We start from the raw sequence: 19185 nt of genomic DNA, 5'->3' as shown, positions 1-19185 counted from the left end.
GCCAATAAAAATATCAGCGGCTATTTTAGCACTTTATTGGCTAGGCGCTAATTTATACCAATGTAAAAGCATCTGCATCTAAATGTGCCGGGAATTTAGCTCTAAACTCATTGAGCGGCGCTTTATTTAACGTGATTGTTAATAGTGCTTGCTGGTCGTCATGCGCTTTAATCAGTGGCTCACCTTTAAAGTCATACACTGCGGTTCCACCGCTGTGGTCAATACCATTGCCATCTTCGCCAACCCGATTTACGCCAACCACGTAGCATAGGTTTTCCATTGCTCGCGCCATTAATAAGGTGTCCCACACATTACGCCTTGCAGCTGGCCAGTTGGCAATATTTATCATCACGTCGTAGTCATTGTTATTGCGCTGAAACACCGGAAAACGTAAATCGTAGCAAACTTGCGGTAAAATTTTAAACCCATTGAGCTCAAACACTTCACGGGTTTGTCCTGCAACTACAAATTCGCCCTCGTTACCCAAACAAAATAAGTGGCGCTTATCGTAATAACGTACCTCACCACTTGGTTTTACCCAATAAAACCGGTTGGCCTTTTTGTCTCCTTGAGTTACCAATACCGAGCCCGCACAAACCGCACTATGTTGTTTAGCTTGTGTTTTAAGCCAACTCAGTACTGAGCCATTTTCAGCCTCACCACAATCAAGGTTAACCGCAAATCCAGTGGCAAAGGTTTCGGGCAATACAATTAAATCTGGTTTATTGGTGATGTTGGCAAGCTGTTTTTCAAACATAGCTAAATTGGCTTTTTTATCGAGCCAATGCAGCGAGCTTTGCAATAATGTAAAAGTTAAAGTTGACATAAGATGCGCGCCGCCTCTATTAAGGTTTGATCGTTTTTAGCAAAACATAAGCGAATAACTTTATCGTTATTTGGCTGCTGGTAAAATACACTTAGTGGAATGGCTGCCACGCCTGCTTGCTCTACCAGCCACTGACAAAATTCTACGTCATTTAAATCCGATACATCACTGTAATCAAGCAGTAAAAAGTAGGTGCCTTCACTTGGTAAAATGCTAAAGCGGCTGTCTTGTAGAGCATTACTGAGTACATCACGCTTTTGTTGATAAAACTCACTTAACAGGTCAATGTGTTCAGCGTGTTGCTCTAACATATCTGCTAATGCATGTTGTGCAGGCGTAAAGCTTGAAAAAGTAACATACTGATGAATCTTTCGAAATTCTTCGCATAAATCAGTAGGCGCAATACAGTAGCCCATTTTCCAACCGGTGCTATGAAAGGTTTTACCAAAGCTTGAAATAACAAAGCTTTTTGCCAGTAGCTCCTCGTCACGTAGTGCACTTAGGTGTGGCTGTTGATCAAACGTTATATGCTCATAAACCTCATCGCTTATTACATATAAATTGTGAGCACTCACTAGTTTTTTTAGTTCGTTGATATCTTGCTGTTTTAACACTTTGCCACTGGGGTTATGCGGAGTATTAATAATAATTGCACGAGTATTTACTGTGATAGCTTGATTTACCATTTGCCAATTTATGGCGTAATCTGGAGCGGCTAACGCAACATGCACTGACTTGCCGCCTGCTAGTTCAATAGCGGGCTGATATGAGTCGTAAGCAGGATCAAATACAATAACGTCATCACCCGCGCGCACAATAGTTTGAATCGCTACAAATAATGCTTCAGTTGCTCCTGAAGTTATAGTTACTTGGCTTGTTCCATCAATTTGCGCTTTGTATTTTCGCTGAACTAATGCTGCAATTTGCTGCTGCAGTTTAGGTACACCGCTGGAAGGCGAGTATTGATTAACCCCTTGCGCTACATACTGGCTTAACTGCGCTTTTAAATACTCAGGGGTATCAAACTCAGGAAAACCTTGCGAAAGATTAATTGCCGAAAACTTATTAGCCAAGCCACTCATTTGGCTAAATATACTAATACCTAAATTGGGGAGTTTACTGTCAAACACGAAGTCTCCTGATGATGGTTTTGTGTACAGAGCAATGCTATGATTACAAACGGAAGTTTAGCCGTCTAAACTGTACTCTAATTGTTATTTGTGAGGAAAATATGCAAGACAACCATACCGCTATTTCAAACCTTATAGAAGCCGCAAAATGGATTAGCCAACAAGGTTGGGTTCCTGCCTCGGGTGGAAATTTATCAGCTCGCACCCAAAATGGCTTTGTTATAACGACTAATGGCTGCGATAAGGCCCAACTTACCCATGATCATTTTTTACAGTTAGGTCACCAGAACTTAAATACCTCACAGGCTCTATCAAGCGAAGCGAAATTACATTTAAGTTTGTATCAGTTAATTCCTGAGGCGCAATGTGTATTGCATACCCAATCGGTTGCGGCAACGGTGCTTTCACAAGTAACGCAAGCTCATCAGCTTGATTTAAGCGGTTACGAAATGCAAAAAGTGCTCGGTGGTTTTACCTCACATTTAGAAACCTTAAGCATTCCGATTTTTGATAACGACCAAGATATTGACCGTTTAAGCTTATTAGTCAGCGATCACCATTTGCACTCACCGATTAAATTTGGTGTATTAATTCGTGGTCATGGCTTATATGCAGTTGGCAAAAATATTGCCGAAGTGCGTCGCCACCTAGAAGCGCTAGAGTTTTTGTTTAGCTGCGAATTAGAGCGATTAAAAATCACCGGCATTCAAGCGAGCAATACACTTCATCATCGATAACTAACAAGCATTTAATGATAATGCTCGTACATTTTATCTAGCGGCTCAGAAAGGCCGCTCTCTTGTACTATACGTACATGTTTGCGTTTTAATTCGCGAGCACTGGTAACGCCACAAGAATGTGCAATAAGCCCCGCACCGTAATGGATATATTTATTATAATTTGCAACCCGCTGCGCTTTATCTTCAACATTCAAACCACGTTGTAAACGTTCATTATGCGTAGTAATTCCTGTTGGGCAGGTATCTTTATTACATTGCATAGCCTGAATGCAGCCTAGTGCAAACATATGCCCTCGCGCAGAAACCACAAAGTCGGCTCCTAGTGCTAATGCCCATGCAACTTTGGAAGGAACAATTAACTTACCCGAAACAATAATTTTAACTCGCTCTCTAAGACCATGTTTCTTTAATAGCTGTATAACTAAAGGAAGGCTTTCTTTAAGCGGTAACCCCACAGAATCTAATAAAGATTGTGGTGCTGCGCCGGTACCGCCATCCGCACTATCAATAGTAATAAAGTCGGGTGCGGACTCAATGCCACGATGATTAATCTCGGCGAATAAACTTTCTAACCAAGTATGTTCACCAATAACCGCTTTAAAGCCTGTCGGTTTACCCGTTGCAGTTCTGATGGTGGTAAGCATGTCTAGAATATCGTTTGGATTTTTTATTTCTGGGTGCCCGTTTGGACTAATCGAATCCTGCCCTTCGGGTATACCTCTTATTTTGGCAATTTCAGCATTCACTTTTCGCCCAGGTAACATGCCGCCTTTTCCGGGCTTAGCACCTTGGCTCATTTTCAGTTCAAACATTTTAACCGCTGGATGTGCAGCAACGGCTTTTAACTTTTCTGTACTTAAATTTCCCTGCTCGTCGCGTACACCGTATTTTGCGGTGCCAATTTGAAATACAATATCGGCACCTCCTTCTAAGTGATAGGGGCTAAGGCCGCCTTCTCCCGTGTTCATCCAACATCCTGCTAATTTTGCCCCCTTGGATAGTGCACGCACAGCAGGGCTTGATAGCGCACCAAAGCTCATGCCCGATATATTAAATAGCGAATTTGTGGTGTAAGGAAATTTACAGTAAGGGCCAAGAGTTACGTTGCTCGGCGCTAAGGCTTCTTCATCTAAGGTAGGAAACGCACAGTTCATAAACATGACTGTGCCTGTGGCCTCTAAACTTTGAGTTGAACCAAAAGCGGCCGTGTGATCAACATCTTTAGCCGCGCGGTAGACCCAACTACGCTCGGCACGATTAAAGGGCATTTCTTCACGATCGAGGGCAAAAAAATACTGTCTGAAAAACTCACCTTGGCGCTCAAAGAAATAACGAAAACGTCCAATCACGGGATAATTACGCCTAATAGCATGCTTTGTTTGCGTAACATCTCGAATATAAAAAATAGCAATTAATACAACCAGCAATCCCAATGCAACAATAAATAGGCTGGCAAACACATCGATACTGAACATTATAAACTGACTCATTACTTATCCTTAAATGCTAAAAAAGCGTGATGCCATCAAATAACACCACACTTTTATAGTTTCAAAATAATGCGCTTTTAGCTATCTGTTTTTGCTAATTCCACTTGTATATACAAACGTATTTGTTGCTCAAGCACCGACAAAGGCACTGAGCCATGGCGTAATATTTGATGATGAAACTCACGAATATCAAATTGTTGACCTAATGCTTGCTCAGCCTCTGCGCGCAGACGTTTAATTGTTAACTCACCAATTTTGTAAGACAGCGCTTGTGCTGGCCACGAAATATAACGGTCGGTTTCCGTTTTTACATTATGTAATGAAAGTGCCGTATTATCAGCCATAAAATTCATTGCACGCTCTCGACTCCAGCCATACATATGCATCCCCGTATCAACCACTAAACGTGCAGCACGCCACATTTCGTAGGTTAAACGACCAAAGTTGCTATATGGGTTTTGATAAAAACCAGCCTCAACCCCTAAGTACTCTGAATATAACCCCCAGCCTTCACCAAATGCTGATAAATAGGCATCTCGGCGATAGCTAGGTAAGCTTTCAAGCTCTGCATTGAGTGATATTTGTAAATGATGGCCCGGTACGGCTTCGTGCAGCGTTAACGCTTCTAAAGCATAGAGTGGTCGTTTATCTAAAGCGTACGTGTTCACCCAATAAAAACCGGCTTGATCATCACGGCTCGAACCTGAATAGCGCCCAGTAGTGTACTTAGGTGCAATATTGGCAGGCACCGGCGCTACGCCATAGGGTTTGCGTGGTAAGGTATGAAATAATTTAGGTAACTGTGCATCCATTTTTTTGGCAATGTACGCGGCCTCTTTTAATAATTGTTCAGGCGTTGTGGCGTAAAACTGCGGATCAGTACGTAAAAAGTGGATAAATTCTGCAAACGTGCCCTTAAAACCCACCTCTTTGATGACCGCTTCCATTTCACTGCGAATACGCGCCACCTCAGCTAAACCCAGCTCATGGATTTCTTTTGGGGTCATTTGTGTCGTGGTGTAATACTTAGCACGATTTGCATAAAAGGCTTCGCCATTAGGAGTTGACGAAATACCAATATCACTGCGCGCGCCAGGTAAGTATTCAGTATTAAAAAAAGTTAAGTAATCTTTATAGGCTTTAATAACTTGACCACTGATAGTGGCTTTAGCCTGTTGTTGTAACGCTATAAATTCACTATCACTTAAACCCGCGGTATTGTTTAAAAACGGCTTGTAAAATTCAGACTGTGTTACATCGTCAACAATGTAGGCAGTAATAGAGTCTTGGTAGCCAATTAATACCGCTTTGGGTTGAGTTAAACCAACTTCTAATCCTTTACGCATCCAGCCTATGTTTTGCTCAAAAAAGCGCGGCACTTGTTGTAATCGCTTTAAGTAGTTTTGATAATCTTGAGCGGTTTTATAATCAGAGCTATTAACAATAAACGATAAGCTTGAATGAAAGCCATATTCTGACGTTAAAGGCATGTAGTGCGCGTTAAATACATATTCATCAATAGTATTTTGCACTTGCGCTCGAATAATACTGTAGTTAATTTGGTTTTCGTCACTCAGCTTGCTCATATCTATTGCATCTAAATCAGCCAATAACTGCGTGTTTTTTTGATACTGCTGGGCTAAAAAGTCAGCCGATAAGTTAGGTAGTAAATAGCCATCAACCCCCTTAGGATTACTGTACGGACTTACCTTTTGGCGGTACTGGACGATACTTTCGGCCGTTTGCGTAAATTGCTGATCGGCGTTAATTGTGGTGAGCTGACACGCGCTTAATGAGCACACTAAGGTGACACTTAATAAGGAAAGGCGCATTTTTTTCGAAAGAGATAAATTCATAGTTATTGAGCTTAATGACGTTACAGATGTGATAAACCTATCTTAGGCTGAATAAATAGCAAATAGATATACGACCAACTGCGAAAAATATACGCCAGCAGTCATTTTATTAACTTAAGTTAATACTTAACTATAAATAAAATTAGAGTAATTGCTCAAAAAAGCAACGGTTATTGAATTTATAGCATCATTTTAATCAACTACGACTCATTTTACTTTTAAATCACAGATATAATGATTATTGTATCTGCGCTTGGAAGCAAATTGCCTCATTGGACGAGTTTTATAAATCAGCATTTATGCGTATTTGGTTGGTAATTGCAAATGATGTTCCATGACTCCATGGCTATAGCACAAGAAAAAATGACAAAAGTATGTATGTTTTTAGAGCATCATGTTTTGCCTCCTACTCCCTTAAATTTTCAAGTTGTGTATACATACATTAGTAAAATCCATTTTGCGCTTAACAATGCTATTGATGATGCCATAGATGCAAATCAAAATATTGATGAGCTATTTATTGAGCAACTCTATTTTGAATATTTAAATCAGGGTCATAAAACCGAAGTAGCAATGATTGAAAACGTCAATGGCGTGATCAATTCACTATCGCGAAATGCACAGCAAACAGAAAAAAAACTTAACGATTTTGCAGGCCATGTTAATGACTGCTTGCATTCTTTAGATGAAAATAATATTGCTAACAGCCGTCTCGCTTTAGAAAGGTTAAATGAGCAAACACAGTTACTCCTCTCACAACAAGCACAATTTAAACAAGAACTTAGCCAGGCAAAAAAACTACACGAAGCCACTAAAAAACAACTTAATACCTTGCGCAAACAACATGTGATTGACCCACAAACAGGCTTATATAAACGCCATTATTTAACTAAGCAAACACAATTATGGCTAAAACAAGACAAGTCAATTTCAGCAATTGCCATTCAAATTGATAATTTAGAGCATTTTATTAATAACTTTGGTGATGCCATTGGAGAAGTGATTTTAAATAAAGTAGCTAAGCAAGTTCAAAAGTATGTTTCACAAAGTGGCTTAGCCGGGCGCTCTGCAAAAGACCAATTTATCGTTCTACTTGCTAACATTGAGCCAGAAACTGCTAAGCTGATTGCAGAAAAAGTAATAACTGGAGTTGAAAAACTACGCTTTATAAGTTCAAAAAGCGATCTAAAGCTCCCTCCCATTTCTCTCTCATTAGGGATTACGGAACAACAACAAGGCGACTTTAACCAACTAGTTAAAAGTGCCTCAAACGCGGCGTTTAAATCACGCGCATCTCAATAACCCAGTACACTGTTCAAACAATAAAATTAGCTGATAAATCATATTCAAATTGCACCCTTGGTGCACAATCAAGTACACTAGTCTTTATTACCACGATAGAGATTAATCATGAACGAGAACCCTGAAAAGACCACGCATTTTGGCTATAAAACTGTTGCCGAAACCGAAAAAGCTTCTATGGTTGCTGATGTATTTCATTCTGTTGCGACAAAGTACGATGTTATGAATGATCTCATGTCTTTTGGTATTCATCGTTTATGGAAACGTCAAACAATTGCCAGCTCAGGTATTCGTAAAGGTCATCATGTATTAGATTTAGCCGGCGGTACTGGCGATTTAACTGCAAAGTTTAGCCAGCTTGTTGGCGAAACCGGTCAGGTTGTTTTAGGTGATATAAACTCTTCAATGTTAAAAGTAGGCCGCGAAAAGCTGCATAACTTAGGCCTTGTAGGCAACATTGATTACGTACAAATGAATGCCGAAGCCTTACCTTTCCCTGATAATAGTTTTGATTTAATTACGATTGCTTTTGGCTTGCGTAATGTTACCGACCAAAATAAAGCATTGCGCTCTATGTACCGCATTTTAAAGCCAGGTGGTCGTTTACTCATTCTTGAGTTTTCAAAACCAGAGCAAGAGCTTCTTAGCAAGGCGTATGATTTTTACTCTTTCAACATTTTACCTACTATGGGTAAACTAGTTGCTAACGACAGTGAATCATACCAATACTTAGCAGAGTCAATTCGTATGCATCCAGATCAAGAAACCCTTAAAGCGATGATGGTCGAAGCAGGGTTTGAGCAAGCGACTTATCAAAATCTAACTGGTGGCATTGTTGCCCTGCATCGTGGATTTAAATACTAAGGTTAGTAATTTATGGCGCTTGAAGAACACAGTAAAGAACAACCGGCTGCAGGCAGTTTTTTTATGCTACCGAGCTTTGTACTTTCGCTTATTGAGCAAGTATTAAATCAAGCGCTTAAACTCGATCCGAGCTTACTCGATAAACTAAAAACGGTAGAGCATCAGCGCTTATTAGTTGAGGTTAGAGACTGGCAGCAAAAAATAGCCATTACTTATGCCAATCAGCAGCTACATCTTTACACTGCATTCGAACATGCTGACGCTGATTGTATGATCAGCGCCAATATAGATACGTTGTTAGCACTGAAAAACCCAGCCATACTGACTCAACTTATTCGCCAAGATAAGCTTGATTTACAAGGCGATTTAAATATAGCTCAACACTATAGTTCAGCCTTTTCAAGTGTAGAGATTGATTGGCCAGAGCAACTAGCAAAGCATATTGGCGACGCGCCTGCACAACAACTTTATTTGCACTTGCAGTCGCTTAAGCAGCAAGGTAAAAAAGCAAAGTCTCAGCTCGATAATACTTTTATTAGTGTGTGCCAAGACGAACTGGCAATCACCATTCACCCATTAGAGCTTGAGCAATTTAAACAACAAAATAGAGCACTAAAAAGCCATGTTGCCGCCATTGAGCAACGTATTAACGCCCTAATTAAAGCCCTTTAACGCGCTAAGGATTTTTTGTGTCAACTGCCCGACTGTATTACATAACTAAAACCCTGCTTAGCTTCGGACTTGATGAGCTTGTACCCAAACATAAAGTACCTTGGTTTGCTAAACTTGCTCGTGGCAGTTTGTTTTGGTTGCGCAACCAACACAAAGATAAACCTCCTGGCTTAAGACTTCGTTTAGCACTACAACAGCTTGGCCCTGTGTGGATAAAGTTTGGCCAAATGCTTTCAACTCGGCGCGATTTACTGCCTCATGATATCGCCTTGGAATTAGCCTTTTTACAAGATCAGGTAGAACCGTTCGAGGGTGAACTAGCCCAGAGAATCATCGAAAAAGCATTAGAAATAGATGATATTAGCCAGCTATTTAGCGAATTTTCACAAATACCTTTGGCATCGGCCTCAATTGCTCAAGTGCATACTGCTACCCTTGTTGATCCTCAAGGTGAATCGCAAGATGTTGTTATTAAAGTTATTCGCCCTAATATTGAGCAACAAATCAACGCTGACTTAGCACTAATGGAAAAATTGGCTAAGGTTGTCGGTAAGTTAATTAACGAAGCCAAGCGATTACGCCCAGTGGAAGTGGTTAAAGAGTATAAAAAAACATTGCTCGATGAGCTCGACTTAATGCGTGAGGGCGCTAATGGTATTCAATTAAAGCGTAACTTTGAAGGTTCAGAATCGTTATACATTCCAACAGTATATAGTGATTATAGCCGCAGTAATGTACTGGTTATGGAGCGTATTTACGGTATTCCGGTTTCGGACACTGAAGCGTTGATGGCACAAAACACCAACATGAAGTTATTAGCAGAACGCGGAGTAGAAGTGTTTTTTACTCAAGTATTCCGCGACAGTTTTTTTCATGCTGACATGCACCCGGGTAATATTTTTGTGTCACGCGAAAACCCGCATAATCCTAAATATATTGGTATAGATTGCGGTATTGTTGGAACTCTTAACAAAGAAGATAAACGCTATTTAGCTGAAAATTTCATTGCCTTTTTTAACCGCGACTACCGTCAGGTAGCACAGCTACATGTTGATTCAGGCTGGGTACCACCTGATACCAGCATTGAAGAGTTTGAATTTGCTATTCGCACCGTTTGCGAACCTATTTTTAATAAACCACTGGCTGAAATATCATTTGGTCATGTATTGGTAAACTTATTTAATACCGCACGTCGTTTTAATATGCAGGTTCAACCACAGCTCGTATTACTACAAAAAACTTTGCTATATGTTGAGGGCTTAGGTCGCCAGCTATATCCACAACTGGATTTATGGAAAACAGCAAAGCCATTTTTAGAAGACTGGGTTAAACAACAAGTTGGTCCGCTGTCTGTACTAAAGCAAATGTATGCAAACTTACCGTTTTGGGCAGAAAAAATGCCTGAACTACCCGATTTAATTTATCAAAATTTAAAGCGAGCACCACACTCTCACGTACCTGCAGTTAAAGTTTCACATAAACCATTGGTTTTAGGGCTGTTTAGTAGTGCAGCGATGATTGTCTCTGCTTTATTTTATTTACAACACAACTTAATCGCTGCTGGCGTTGTCTTAAGCTGTGCTGTTATTGGCTTTATAGCGGCTTGGCGCCGCTCATAAACTAAGTGCTATTTGCCACTTTGGGCGTATAATCAGCACTTAACCTTATTATTTTATGGCTTAAAAGCAGGAGAAAACCATGGGTTTTGGTGGTATTAGTATTTGGCAATTATTAATTGTACTTGCAATCATTGTACTTTTATTTGGTACAAAAAAACTACGCGGTATGGGTGGTGATTTAGGTGGCGCAGTTAAAGGCTTTAAAAAAGCTATGTCTGATGACCAAAATGCTGAAAAACAAGCTAGCGAAGATAAAACTGAACAGATCCAAAAATCATCAGAATCAACACCAATCGATTCAAGTACAACTAGCAAAACTAAAGATAACGACAAGGTTTAACTAGCATGGGAATGTGGGAGCTTGTTGTGGTATTTATTGTCGGCTTAGTAGTACTAGGGCCGGAACGCTTACCTGTTGCTATTAGAACCGTAAGCCGCTGGGTTAAAACAGCCAAAGCAATGGCTAACTCAGTAAAAGCTGAAGTGAGTGAAGAGCTTCGTGTAAACGAGCTACATGAAAACCTAAAAAAAGCAGAGCAACAAGGTCTTAAAGATTTAAGCCCTGACCTACAACACTCTGTTTCTGAGCTGCAACAAGCAGCGCAATCAGTTACTCACAGCTATAAAAAAAATCAAAGCCAAGCCACTAATAACCAAGCAACAGATGACTCTAAATAATTATGGCACTCTCTTTTTTCATGCGCTTAATGCAGGTATAGAAAACAATGACTGAAGAAGTAAAATCAGGATTTGTCGCTCATTTAATCGAGTTGCGTGACCGGTTGATAAAATCGCTATTGAGTATTTTAGTGATATTTATTGGTTTGGTTTACTTTGCAAACGATATTTATACGTTTGTAGCTGCTCCTCTAGTCGCTCATTTACCTAGTACTGCCACTATGATAGCAACGGATGTCACTGCGCCATTTTTTGCTCCCTTTAAACTAACCTTGTTTGTTGCTTTATTTGCGGCCATCCCTTGGATTTTACATCAAATTTGGGGATTTATAGCCCCAGGTTTATATCAGCACGAAAAGAAAATGCTGATGCCAATATTAGCTTCCAGTATTTTCTTATTTTATGGTGGCATTGCTTTTTGCTACTTTGTAGTACTGCCAATTATTTTAGGGTTTTTCACCAGTGCAGGTCCTCAAATGATGACCCTAGCCCCAGATATCAGTAGCTATTTGGGCTTTGTTCTTAAGCTATTTTTTGCTTTTGGTATTGCATTTGAAATTCCAGTGGCGATTATGTTGCTCTGTTGGAGTGGCGCAACAACCACACAAAGCCTAAAAGAAAAGCGCCCTTATATAGTGGTCGGCGTATTTGTAGTGGCAATGTTTTTAACGCCACCAGACGTTTTATCACAAACTCTATTAGCACTGCCTATGCTGCTGTTATTTGAGCTTGGCTTAATTTTAGCGAAATTTTATACCGCAAAACCACAACAAGAATCTGAGGAATAATATGAATAAGCATTTACTTTCTTTACTCGCTTTAGCAAGTGTACCGGTTTTAGCCGCAACTCCTATCAATGAACAAGCGTTGCAAGCCTGTAGTTTTATTGAAAACGATTTTAATCGTTTACTATGCTATGACAACACCATTGCCGGAAAATCGCTTACTCAATCAGCCCGTAAACAGCCAGAGCAACCTGCTCAAGCTAATGTAAAAGCTGACATGGCTGCCGTAACAGCACCTGTAGCTACCAAGGCAAAAGAGTTTGGTTTAGAGCATAAAAACATTACCAAGAGTACTGAAGAAACAATTTCATCAACAATAGCTAATGTTAAAAAAGCCCCTTATGGTGAGCTAATTATTACCTTAGAAAATAATCAGCAATGGCGTCAAATTGGCTCAGATAGATTAAGTTTAGACAAAGGTGACACTGTTACTATTAGCCGTGGGGTATTCAACTCTTTTTTACTTAAAAAAGCAGATCAAAACCGCTCAATTCGTGTAAAACGCACTCAATAATGCAATACACGTTAATTGATGCTGGCGTAAATTTAACTAATCATCAATTTGATGGTCAGCATCAAGAAGTGCTCGCTCGGGCAAAAGAGGTCGGCGTTAAGCATATGCTAATTATTGGCTGCGATATCAGCTCCAGCGAAGAATCATTAGCACTTGCTGCACGCTATGGTCAATATGCTAGCGCAGGTATTCACCCTCATGATGCAAAAACAGCAACCTCTGAACTTGAGCAACAACTCACTCAGCTAGCTCAACATGAGCAGGTTATTGCCATAGGTGAGTGCGGGCTAGATTATAATCGCGACTTTTCTCCAAGAGATGTGCAGCGTGATGTGTTTCGTCGTCAACTCGCATTAGCTGAAAAACTAAACCTGCCCGTTTATTTGCATGAACGTGACGCCAGTGACGACATGCTTGCTATTTTAAATGAGTTTACTGTACGCGGTGTACTGCATTGTTTTACTGGTGATGCACAAGCACTCGCAGGTTACTTAAATTTGGGCCTTTATATTGGTATCACCGGCTGGGTATGTGACGAACGACGCGGCAAAGAATTACAACAACTGATCCCAAGCATTCCCATTGAGCGTTTATTAATTGAAACCGATGCACCCTTTTTAATCCCTCGCACTGTTAAACCTAAGCCAAAATCAAGACGTAATGAGCCAGCATTGCTGCATTATGTTTGTGACACGCTTGCTCAGCTTTATGGTATTCCTGCATGTGATGTTGCAAAGCATACTAGTGAAAACTTCAATCATTTGTTTGGAATAGAGAAAAAATAATGCGAACCTTTTGCGCTTTGCTGGTATTCACTATGGTGTTTTATGCATCCTGTTTTCCTGCAAATGCAATCGAGATAAATAGCGAATTTAATTCAAAAAAAATAGAAGGTATTCATTATTCGTTTGTTCCTACCTCATTAGAAGATGCACGACAAAGCAATTTACAAGAATGGCTGCTACTTAATAATAAGCCACTTAATTTAGGCCTTGAGTCTCGGCCTGTGTGGATTCAATTTCAACTAAATAATTACCTTAATGAGCCAATAGAGCCAATCCTATCGTTCGATAACCCACTTCTGAACAATATATACCTGTACCACTTTATAGGTGAGGAGCAACTAAAATCGGAACATATTGGTGATGCTCTGCCTTTATCTGATAGAGCGATTAGAAGTGAGTCTTTGCTGGTTAAATTAACTCTTCCCGCTAACAGCGAAACCACCGTTTACCTCAAAGTTAATAATAATGCGGGAATTGGGCTTCGCGTCCCTCTCACCTTATGGCAACAAGATGCATTATTAGCCCATAAAAGTATGATTAACCTGCTCTATGGATTGCTGATTGGATTTATTTTTTCACTGGCTATCAGTAGCATAGTTTTATTTGCTTTTTCACGTAAACATTATTTTGCTTGTGCCGGTGTGATTACATTGATGCTTAGCCTGTTTTTAGCTTATATAGGTGGTTTTGGGCTTCGTTATGCTCCCTCAAGCATAGCAGGCTTGCAACAGTTAATGCTGCCTCTATTACTTATGCTGATCACAATACTGCTTCTACCCTTACAGCGGCATGTGTGCAAACCTAACGCCTCTAAGCTACTCAAGGGTCAAACTGCTATTACGACACTGTATGCGTTAATTATCGGTTTTATATGGTTATTACCTACTCCCAGTGTGACTTTATTTGCCATCTCAACTATACCTATAATTCTTATTTACCACGTGATAACAACATTACTTTATTTGCGCCAGCAACCGACAAACCCTAATAAAAGCTTATTAATTGCCCTTATATTGTTTTTCATTATTGTGATTCATTTTGCCATTGCATTAACCGACCTTTATGCAGTGACTCGAACTAGCTTAATGATAACCTTTGCAGCGTCCTTAGGTTGCTCATTTTGTTTAAGTTATACCGTCATAAAGTTATTTATATTACAACGCGATGAACAAGTAACAGCGCAGCAAGCATTAATTGCACAAAACACAGCACAAGATGCGCTATTAAATGAGCGGATTGAATTACAAGAGCGCACCCGCCAAGAGCTTGAAAGCCAAGTAGATGAACGCACCTTTGAGTTACAAGTAACACTGAGGGAATTAGAAGATAAAAACCGCGAACTTGAACAACTCAATATGGAAGATGCCTTAACAGGCATTAAAAATAGGCGCTTTTTCGATAAAAAACTAATTATGGAAATTCGTCGTTCGCGCCGCGAACAAACGCCACTGAGTATTATTATGTTAGATATTGATAAATTTAAGTCAATTAACGATAACTATGGCCACTTAACCGGCGATCAAGTTATAAGGGCTGTGTCTGATACCATTAAACAACAGCTTAAGCGCCCACTAGATGAAGTCGCGCGTTATGGTGGTGAAGAATTTGTCATTTTACTACCTAATACTGATAACCAAGGTGCACTAGTCATTGCAGAGCAAACACGCTTAGCAATAGCAAATAATAGTGTGAATGTAGCGGGTACTGTTATCGACTTTACTATTAGTGCCGGTGTTTATACTCAAATTGCCGATGATATTCATAACCCTGAACTATTTACTGATTATGCCGATAAGGCACTCTATTTAGCAAAACAACATGGCCGCAATCAAGTGGTTAATTTTTCAATCCCACAGTAGGAGCGTATACTTATGGCCCAATCTGGACTAGACCTTTTCCCATATACTCGCATGCGTAGAATGCGCCGTAATGATTTCTCTCGTCGCCTTATGGCTGAAAATCAGCTGAGTGTTAATGATCTTATTTATCCTGTTTTTGTGCTTGAAGGCAAAAACCGTCGTGAAAGCATTGAATCGATGCCCGGTATTGAACGCTTATCAATTGATCTACTGATCGATGAAGCTAAAGAATTAGTTGATTTAGGTGTGCCTGCGGTGGCTATCTTCCCTGTCACGCCTGCAGATAAAAAATCATTATATGCCGAAGAAGCGTATAACGATGATGGCTTAGTACAACGCACTGTTCGTGCTTTAAAAGAAGCCCTCCCTGAACTTGGGGTGATCACTGACGGGGCGCTCGATCCATTTACTACTCACGGGCAAGACGGCATTATTGATGACGAAGGCTATGTAATAAACGATGTAACCACTGAAATATTAGTTAAACAAGCATTATCACATGCAGCTGCAGGTGCCGATGTTGTTGCTCCATCAGATATGATGGATGGCCGTATTGGCGCAATCCGCGAAGCGCTCGAAGCGGATGGTTTTATTCACACTCGTATTATGGCTTATTCAGCTAAATACGCATCTAGCTACTATGGCCCATTTAGAGATGCCATAGGATCTGCTGGTAACTTAAAAGGCGCTGATAAAAAAACCTACCAAATGGATCCTGCTAACTCAGATGAAGCAATTCGCGAAGTCGCGCTTGACCTTCAGGAAGGCGCCGACATGGTAATGGTTAAACCTGGCATGCCATACCTTGATATTGTACGCCGCGTTAAAGATGAGTTTGGTGTACCAACATTTGCTTATCAGGTAAGTGGTGAATACGCGATGCATAAAGCCGCTATTGATAATGGCTGGCTGAGCGAAGAAGCTACTATTATGGAATCTTTATTAGCATTTAAACGCGCAGGTGCAGATGGCATTCTGACTTACTTTGCTAAGCAAGCTGCTCGCTATTTAAATAAATAATAACGACATATTGATATAAAAGGGCTTTATTGCCCTTTTGTATATTTAAAGGCAGCCCTTTTTTATGCTGCGTTACTCTCATTTCTGGGAAGTAACCACACTACATAGGCCCTTCCTTACCCAAAACTAAAAACACAACGTATTTTCAACCTCAAAAAATAAGCAAATCTCAACATTGTTAATATTCTGTATTCTATTTGTAACCTTTTTTCATTACACTAAGCGTCCCATTTGGGGAAACAAAACACGGGAAAAATAATAATGTTGAAAACAAAAATAACGCCATTGGCGCTTGTATTAGCAAGCCTCAGTGCACCCGCTACCGCTAACCTCGTTATATCTGAGTACGTAGAAGGCAGTAGCTATAATAAAGCAGTAGAACTATTTAATAATTCGACTACCCCTCTGTCATTAGATGGCTACACGCTAAGCCTCTATTCAAATGGCAATACAGATGCAAATAATACATTCGATTTAACTGGTGAACTTGCTGCAAACAGCACTTACGTCATTGTTAATGGGAATGCATCAGCAGAACTAAAAGAAAAAGCTGACCAACTCAGCGCCGTGACTAACTTTAATGGCGATGATGCGCTGGTACTTACTCAAGGTTCGACCGTTATTGATAGCTTTGGCCAACGCGGTGTAGACCCCGGTTCATTTTGGTCAGAAGGGGGCGTGAAAACACAAAATAAGACATTGCGCCGCAAAGAAAGCGAGCTAAACGGACGCACCGATGCCGATGGCGCTTTTAATCCAAGTGAGCTATGGCTGCAATTTGATCAAGATGACTTTAGTGATTTAGGTATCTTTGCAGGAAATTCTTCACCTAACCCTGATCCAGACCCAGAACCTGAAGAGCCTTTATTATGTGGCGCTGATAAAACATTAATTAGCAGCATTCAAGGCGAAGGCGCAAGCAGCCCACTGGTTAACACTGCTGTTGAGTTTGAAGGTGTAGTAACAGCTGACTTCCAGGCTGATGATCAGCTCAAAGGCTTTTTTGTTAACTCACTAAGTTATGATGAAGATACAAACCCACTTACCTCTGAAGGGGTATTTGTTTACTTTACTAATACTGATGTTAATGTTGGTGACCACGTTCGCGTACGAGGTACTGTTGAAGAATATTTTGATGCCACCCAAATTGGCAATGTTAGTCAAGTTGCTATATGTAACACCGGTCTTTCAGCTTACCCGATTAAAATTACTTTACCCGTTACCGATCAAAGTGAATTAGAAGCGTTTGAAGGTATGCTGGTTACCTTAGAGCAACCACTTATTGTTACTAACAATTATGGTTTAGGTCGCTATGGTGAACTAGAGCTTGCTACTGAACGCTTATACCAAGGTACTCAAGTTGCACTTCCTGGCGCGGCTGCGAATGCGGTTGAAGCGCAAAATATAAATAAAAAAATACTCTTAGATGATGGTTCAACTCGTCAAAACCGCGATCCTATCGCTTATCCTGTCCCAGGGTTATCAGCAGAGAATACTCTACGCACAGGCGATACAGTAAATTCTGTAACAGGTGCGTTAGCTTATAGCTTTAGTACTTATCGCATTCACCCAACAACAACACCTCAGTTTATAGCAACCAATCCACGCACCGATGCACCAGAGTTAAACCCTGACGCTGATTTACGTGTTGCCAGCTTTAACGTACTTAACTACTTTAATGGCGATGGCCAAGGCGGTGGTTTTCCAACTAGCCGTGGTGCTGATTCAGAAGCCGAGTTAATTCGCCAACAAGCCAAGCTAGTCAGCGCTATTAGTGCTTTGCAAGCGGATGTGATTGGCTTAATGGAAATTGAAAATGACGGCTTTGGTGAATTCAGTGCTGTTGCAAGCTTAGTAAATGCACTTAATGACGCTGATAGTCAAAATCAGTATGCATTCGTGGATTTTGGTGTTGATAAAATTGGCACCGACGCTATCACGACTGCGCTTATTTACCGTGCTGATAAAGTGCAGCAAGTGGGTACTGCAGCAATCACTACCGATGCGCCTTTCGATTACAGCAACCGTGCACCAATTGCACAAAGCTTTAAATCTTTAGATACAGAAGAAGTCTTTACTGTTGCCGTAGCACACCTAAAATCTAAAGGTGGTTGTAGAAGTGCCACTGGCGGCAATGCAGATCAAGGTGACGGTCAAGCATGTTGGAATGAAATCCGAACTGCTGGCGCAAATGCATTTGCTGATTGGCTAAATAGCAAACCAACAGGAGTTGATGATGAAGATATCATTCTTGTTGGCGACATGAACGCGTATGCAATGGAAGATCCTATCCGTGCATTTGCTGATAAGGGCCTTAAAAATGTGGTTGCTGAGTTAGATGGCAACACCTTAGGTTATTCTTACAGCTTTTCTGGTCGTGCAGGAAGTTTAGATCACGCCCTAGCAAGCCCGAGCTTATTAAGTAAAGTAGTGAGCGCCAGTGATTGGCATATTAACGCCGATGAGCCTATTTCACTTGATTATAATGTTGAATTTAAATCTGACGCACAGCAATCAAGCTTGTATGCTCAAGGACCTTACAGAGCATCAGATCATGACCCTGTTATTGTCGATATTCGTTCAACTATTATCGCGCCACCTGAGCCAGAACCTGAAGTAATTATTGGCGAAATTAATAATATTGGTGGCTGGTTTTGGTGGAAAAGCTACAGCTTCGAAATCCCGCAAGGTTACGACGAGTTAACCGTTAGTCTTGAAGGTGGCTGGGGTGATGCAAATTTATTTGTACGCCACAGAAGAAACCCAACTCTTTTCAGGAAAGATTGCGCTTCAATTAGCCTCGGCAATAGTGAGAGCTGTTCATTTACCAACCCACAAGAAGGTAAGTGGCGAGTACGTGTAAACGGTGCCATTCCTTTTGGCAATGTAAAACTCACTTATAAAGCAACCAAATATGCTGATTAACTTCGACTTCAATAACCGGTTCATGACTTAAAGTTGTTGCCAGTATCTACTTGAAGTAACTCAAAAGCCGCATTCGCGGCTTTTTTTATTTTATATACAAATGTAATTCAGACAGGCTTC

The 19185-nt window shown here is 40.5% G+C and carries 17 protein-coding genes; 13 read left to right on the top strand and 4 right to left on the bottom strand.

Going from position 1 to position 19185, the window contains the following annotated elements; all coding sequences use genetic code 11:
- Positions 1-52: 52 nt before the first annotated feature.
- Together CWB75_RS10450 and CWB75_RS10445 are read right to left on the bottom strand one after the other, a co-directional pair.
- The gene (locus CWB75_RS10450; RefSeq protein WP_138570611.1) at positions 53-826 is read right to left on the bottom strand and encodes an amidohydrolase; all 774 of its coding nucleotides are present in this window, start codon (positions 824-826) and stop codon (positions 53-55) included.
- Positions 814-1956 carry a methionine aminotransferase gene (locus tag CWB75_RS10445; protein ID WP_138570610.1) on the bottom strand — a complete coding sequence of 381 codons (1143 nt, stop codon included), beginning with the start codon at positions 1954-1956 and terminating at the stop codon, positions 814-816. The genes CWB75_RS10450 and CWB75_RS10445 overlap by 13 nt, the downstream gene beginning before the upstream one ends.
- A 101-nt stretch (positions 1957-2057) precedes the next feature.
- Between CWB75_RS10445 and CWB75_RS10440 the strand changes: the two genes are divergently transcribed.
- Entirely contained in the window at positions 2058-2693 is a 636-nt protein-coding gene (locus tag CWB75_RS10440) for a methylthioribulose 1-phosphate dehydratase (RefSeq protein ID WP_138570609.1), read from the top strand.
- Positions 2694-2704: 11 nt separating this feature from the next.
- Here the strand turns inward: CWB75_RS10440 and CWB75_RS10435 are convergent, their stop codons facing one another.
- Entirely contained in the window at positions 2705-4186 is a 1482-nt protein-coding gene (locus tag CWB75_RS10435) for an FMN-binding glutamate synthase family protein (protein WP_054202679.1), read from the bottom strand.
- A gap of 77 nt (positions 4187-4263) precedes the next feature.
- On the bottom strand, positions 4264-6042 hold the full coding sequence (locus CWB75_RS10430; protein WP_138570608.1) for a DUF885 domain-containing protein: 1779 nt from the start codon (positions 6040-6042) through the stop codon (positions 4264-4266).
- 342 nt (positions 6043-6384) lie between these two features.
- Between CWB75_RS10430 and CWB75_RS10425 the strand changes: the two genes are divergently transcribed.
- The 12 genes from CWB75_RS10425 to CWB75_RS10370 all read left to right on the top strand — a co-directional run bounded on the left by CWB75_RS10425 (position 6385) and on the right by CWB75_RS10370 (position 19065).
- Positions 6385-7344, top strand: coding sequence for a diguanylate cyclase domain-containing protein (locus CWB75_RS10425; protein WP_138570607.1), 960 nt, complete (start codon positions 6385-6387; stop codon positions 7342-7344).
- A gap of 108 nt (positions 7345-7452) precedes the next feature.
- On the top strand, positions 7453-8208 hold the full coding sequence (gene ubiE / locus CWB75_RS10420) for a bifunctional demethylmenaquinone methyltransferase/2-methoxy-6-polyprenyl-1,4-benzoquinol methylase UbiE (protein WP_008108541.1): 756 nt from the start codon (positions 7453-7455) through the stop codon (positions 8206-8208).
- Between the two features lie 12 nt (positions 8209-8220).
- Positions 8221-8880 (top strand): ubiquinone biosynthesis accessory factor UbiJ, encoded by a 660-nt coding sequence (locus CWB75_RS10415; RefSeq protein WP_138570606.1) that lies wholly within the window; start codon positions 8221-8223, stop codon positions 8878-8880.
- A 17-nt stretch (positions 8881-8897) separates the two neighbouring features.
- Positions 8898-10499, top strand: a complete 1602-nt coding sequence (gene ubiB, locus CWB75_RS10410; RefSeq protein WP_138570605.1) for a ubiquinone biosynthesis regulatory protein kinase UbiB — start codon at positions 8898-8900, stop codon at positions 10497-10499.
- Positions 10500-10578: 79 nt separating this feature from the next.
- Positions 10579-10839 (top strand): Sec-independent protein translocase subunit TatA, encoded by a 261-nt coding sequence (gene tatA / locus CWB75_RS10405; RefSeq protein ID WP_008108546.1) that lies wholly within the window; start codon positions 10579-10581, stop codon positions 10837-10839.
- Positions 10840-10844: 5 nt separating this feature from the next.
- Positions 10845-11177 carry a Sec-independent protein translocase protein TatB gene (gene tatB, locus CWB75_RS10400; RefSeq protein WP_008108547.1) on the top strand — a complete coding sequence of 111 codons (333 nt, stop codon included), beginning with the start codon at positions 10845-10847 and terminating at the stop codon, positions 11175-11177.
- Positions 11178-11224: 47 nt separating this feature from the next.
- Positions 11225-11965 (top strand): twin-arginine translocase subunit TatC, encoded by a 741-nt coding sequence (tatC, locus tag CWB75_RS10395; protein ID WP_008108549.1) that lies wholly within the window; start codon positions 11225-11227, stop codon positions 11963-11965.
- Position 11966: 1 nt separating this feature from the next.
- On the top strand, positions 11967-12476 hold the full coding sequence (locus CWB75_RS10390) for a hypothetical protein (protein ID WP_138570604.1): 510 nt from the start codon (positions 11967-11969) through the stop codon (positions 12474-12476).
- Positions 12476-13261: a TatD family hydrolase gene (locus CWB75_RS10385; RefSeq protein WP_138570603.1), complete on the top strand. Its 786-nt coding sequence runs from the start codon at positions 12476-12478 to the stop codon at positions 13259-13261. The genes CWB75_RS10390 and CWB75_RS10385 overlap by 1 nt, the downstream gene beginning before the upstream one ends.
- On the top strand, positions 13261-15120 hold the full coding sequence (locus tag CWB75_RS10380) for a sensor domain-containing diguanylate cyclase (protein ID WP_138570602.1): 1860 nt from the start codon (positions 13261-13263) through the stop codon (positions 15118-15120). The genes CWB75_RS10385 and CWB75_RS10380 overlap by 1 nt, the downstream gene beginning before the upstream one ends.
- A 12-nt stretch (positions 15121-15132) precedes the next feature.
- Positions 15133-16140 carry a porphobilinogen synthase gene (gene hemB, locus CWB75_RS10375; RefSeq protein WP_138570601.1) on the top strand — a complete coding sequence of 336 codons (1008 nt, stop codon included), beginning with the start codon at positions 15133-15135 and terminating at the stop codon, positions 16138-16140.
- A gap of 261 nt (positions 16141-16401) precedes the next feature.
- Positions 16402-19065, top strand: coding sequence for an ExeM/NucH family extracellular endonuclease (locus tag CWB75_RS10370; protein ID WP_138570600.1), 2664 nt, complete (start codon positions 16402-16404; stop codon positions 19063-19065).
- Positions 19066-19185: the final 120 nt, after the last annotated feature.

Origin of the sequence: Pseudoalteromonas sp. S1608 (assembly GCF_005887265.1) — a bacterium.
Taxonomy (GTDB): domain Bacteria; phylum Pseudomonadota; class Gammaproteobacteria; order Enterobacterales; family Alteromonadaceae; genus Pseudoalteromonas; species Pseudoalteromonas undina.
This window is presented reverse-complemented; position numbering and strand designations above follow the sequence as displayed.

Coding starts and splice junctions, on each gene's coding strand:
- CWB75_RS10450 (WP_138570611.1), bottom strand. CDS start 826: ATGTCAACTTTAACTTTTACATTATTGCAAAGCTCGCTGCATTGGCTC.
- CWB75_RS10440 (WP_138570609.1), top strand. CDS start 2,058: ATGCAAGACAACCATACCGCTATTTCAAACCTTATAGAAGCCGCAAAA.
- CWB75_RS10435 (WP_054202679.1), bottom strand. CDS start 4,186: ATGAGTCAGTTTATAATGTTCAGTATCGATGTGTTTGCCAGCCTATTT.
- CWB75_RS10430 (WP_138570608.1), bottom strand. CDS start 6,042: ATGAATTTATCTCTTTCGAAAAAAATGCGCCTTTCCTTATTAAGTGTC.
- CWB75_RS10425 (WP_138570607.1), top strand. CDS start 6,385: ATGGCTATAGCACAAGAAAAAATGACAAAAGTATGTATGTTTTTAGAG.
- ubiE (WP_008108541.1), top strand. CDS start 7,453: ATGAACGAGAACCCTGAAAAGACCACGCATTTTGGCTATAAAACTGTT.
- CWB75_RS10415 (WP_138570606.1), top strand. CDS start 8,221: ATGGCGCTTGAAGAACACAGTAAAGAACAACCGGCTGCAGGCAGTTTT.
- tatA (WP_008108546.1), top strand. CDS start 10,579: ATGGGTTTTGGTGGTATTAGTATTTGGCAATTATTAATTGTACTTGCA.
- tatB (WP_008108547.1), top strand. CDS start 10,845: ATGGGAATGTGGGAGCTTGTTGTGGTATTTATTGTCGGCTTAGTAGTA.
- tatC (WP_008108549.1), top strand. CDS start 11,225: ATGACTGAAGAAGTAAAATCAGGATTTGTCGCTCATTTAATCGAGTTG.
- CWB75_RS10390 (WP_138570604.1), top strand. CDS start 11,967: ATGAATAAGCATTTACTTTCTTTACTCGCTTTAGCAAGTGTACCGGTT.
- CWB75_RS10385 (WP_138570603.1), top strand. CDS start 12,476: ATGCAATACACGTTAATTGATGCTGGCGTAAATTTAACTAATCATCAA.
- CWB75_RS10380 (WP_138570602.1), top strand. CDS start 13,261: ATGCGAACCTTTTGCGCTTTGCTGGTATTCACTATGGTGTTTTATGCA.
- hemB (WP_138570601.1), top strand. CDS start 15,133: ATGGCCCAATCTGGACTAGACCTTTTCCCATATACTCGCATGCGTAGA.
- CWB75_RS10370 (WP_138570600.1), top strand. CDS start 16,402: ATGTTGAAAACAAAAATAACGCCATTGGCGCTTGTATTAGCAAGCCTC.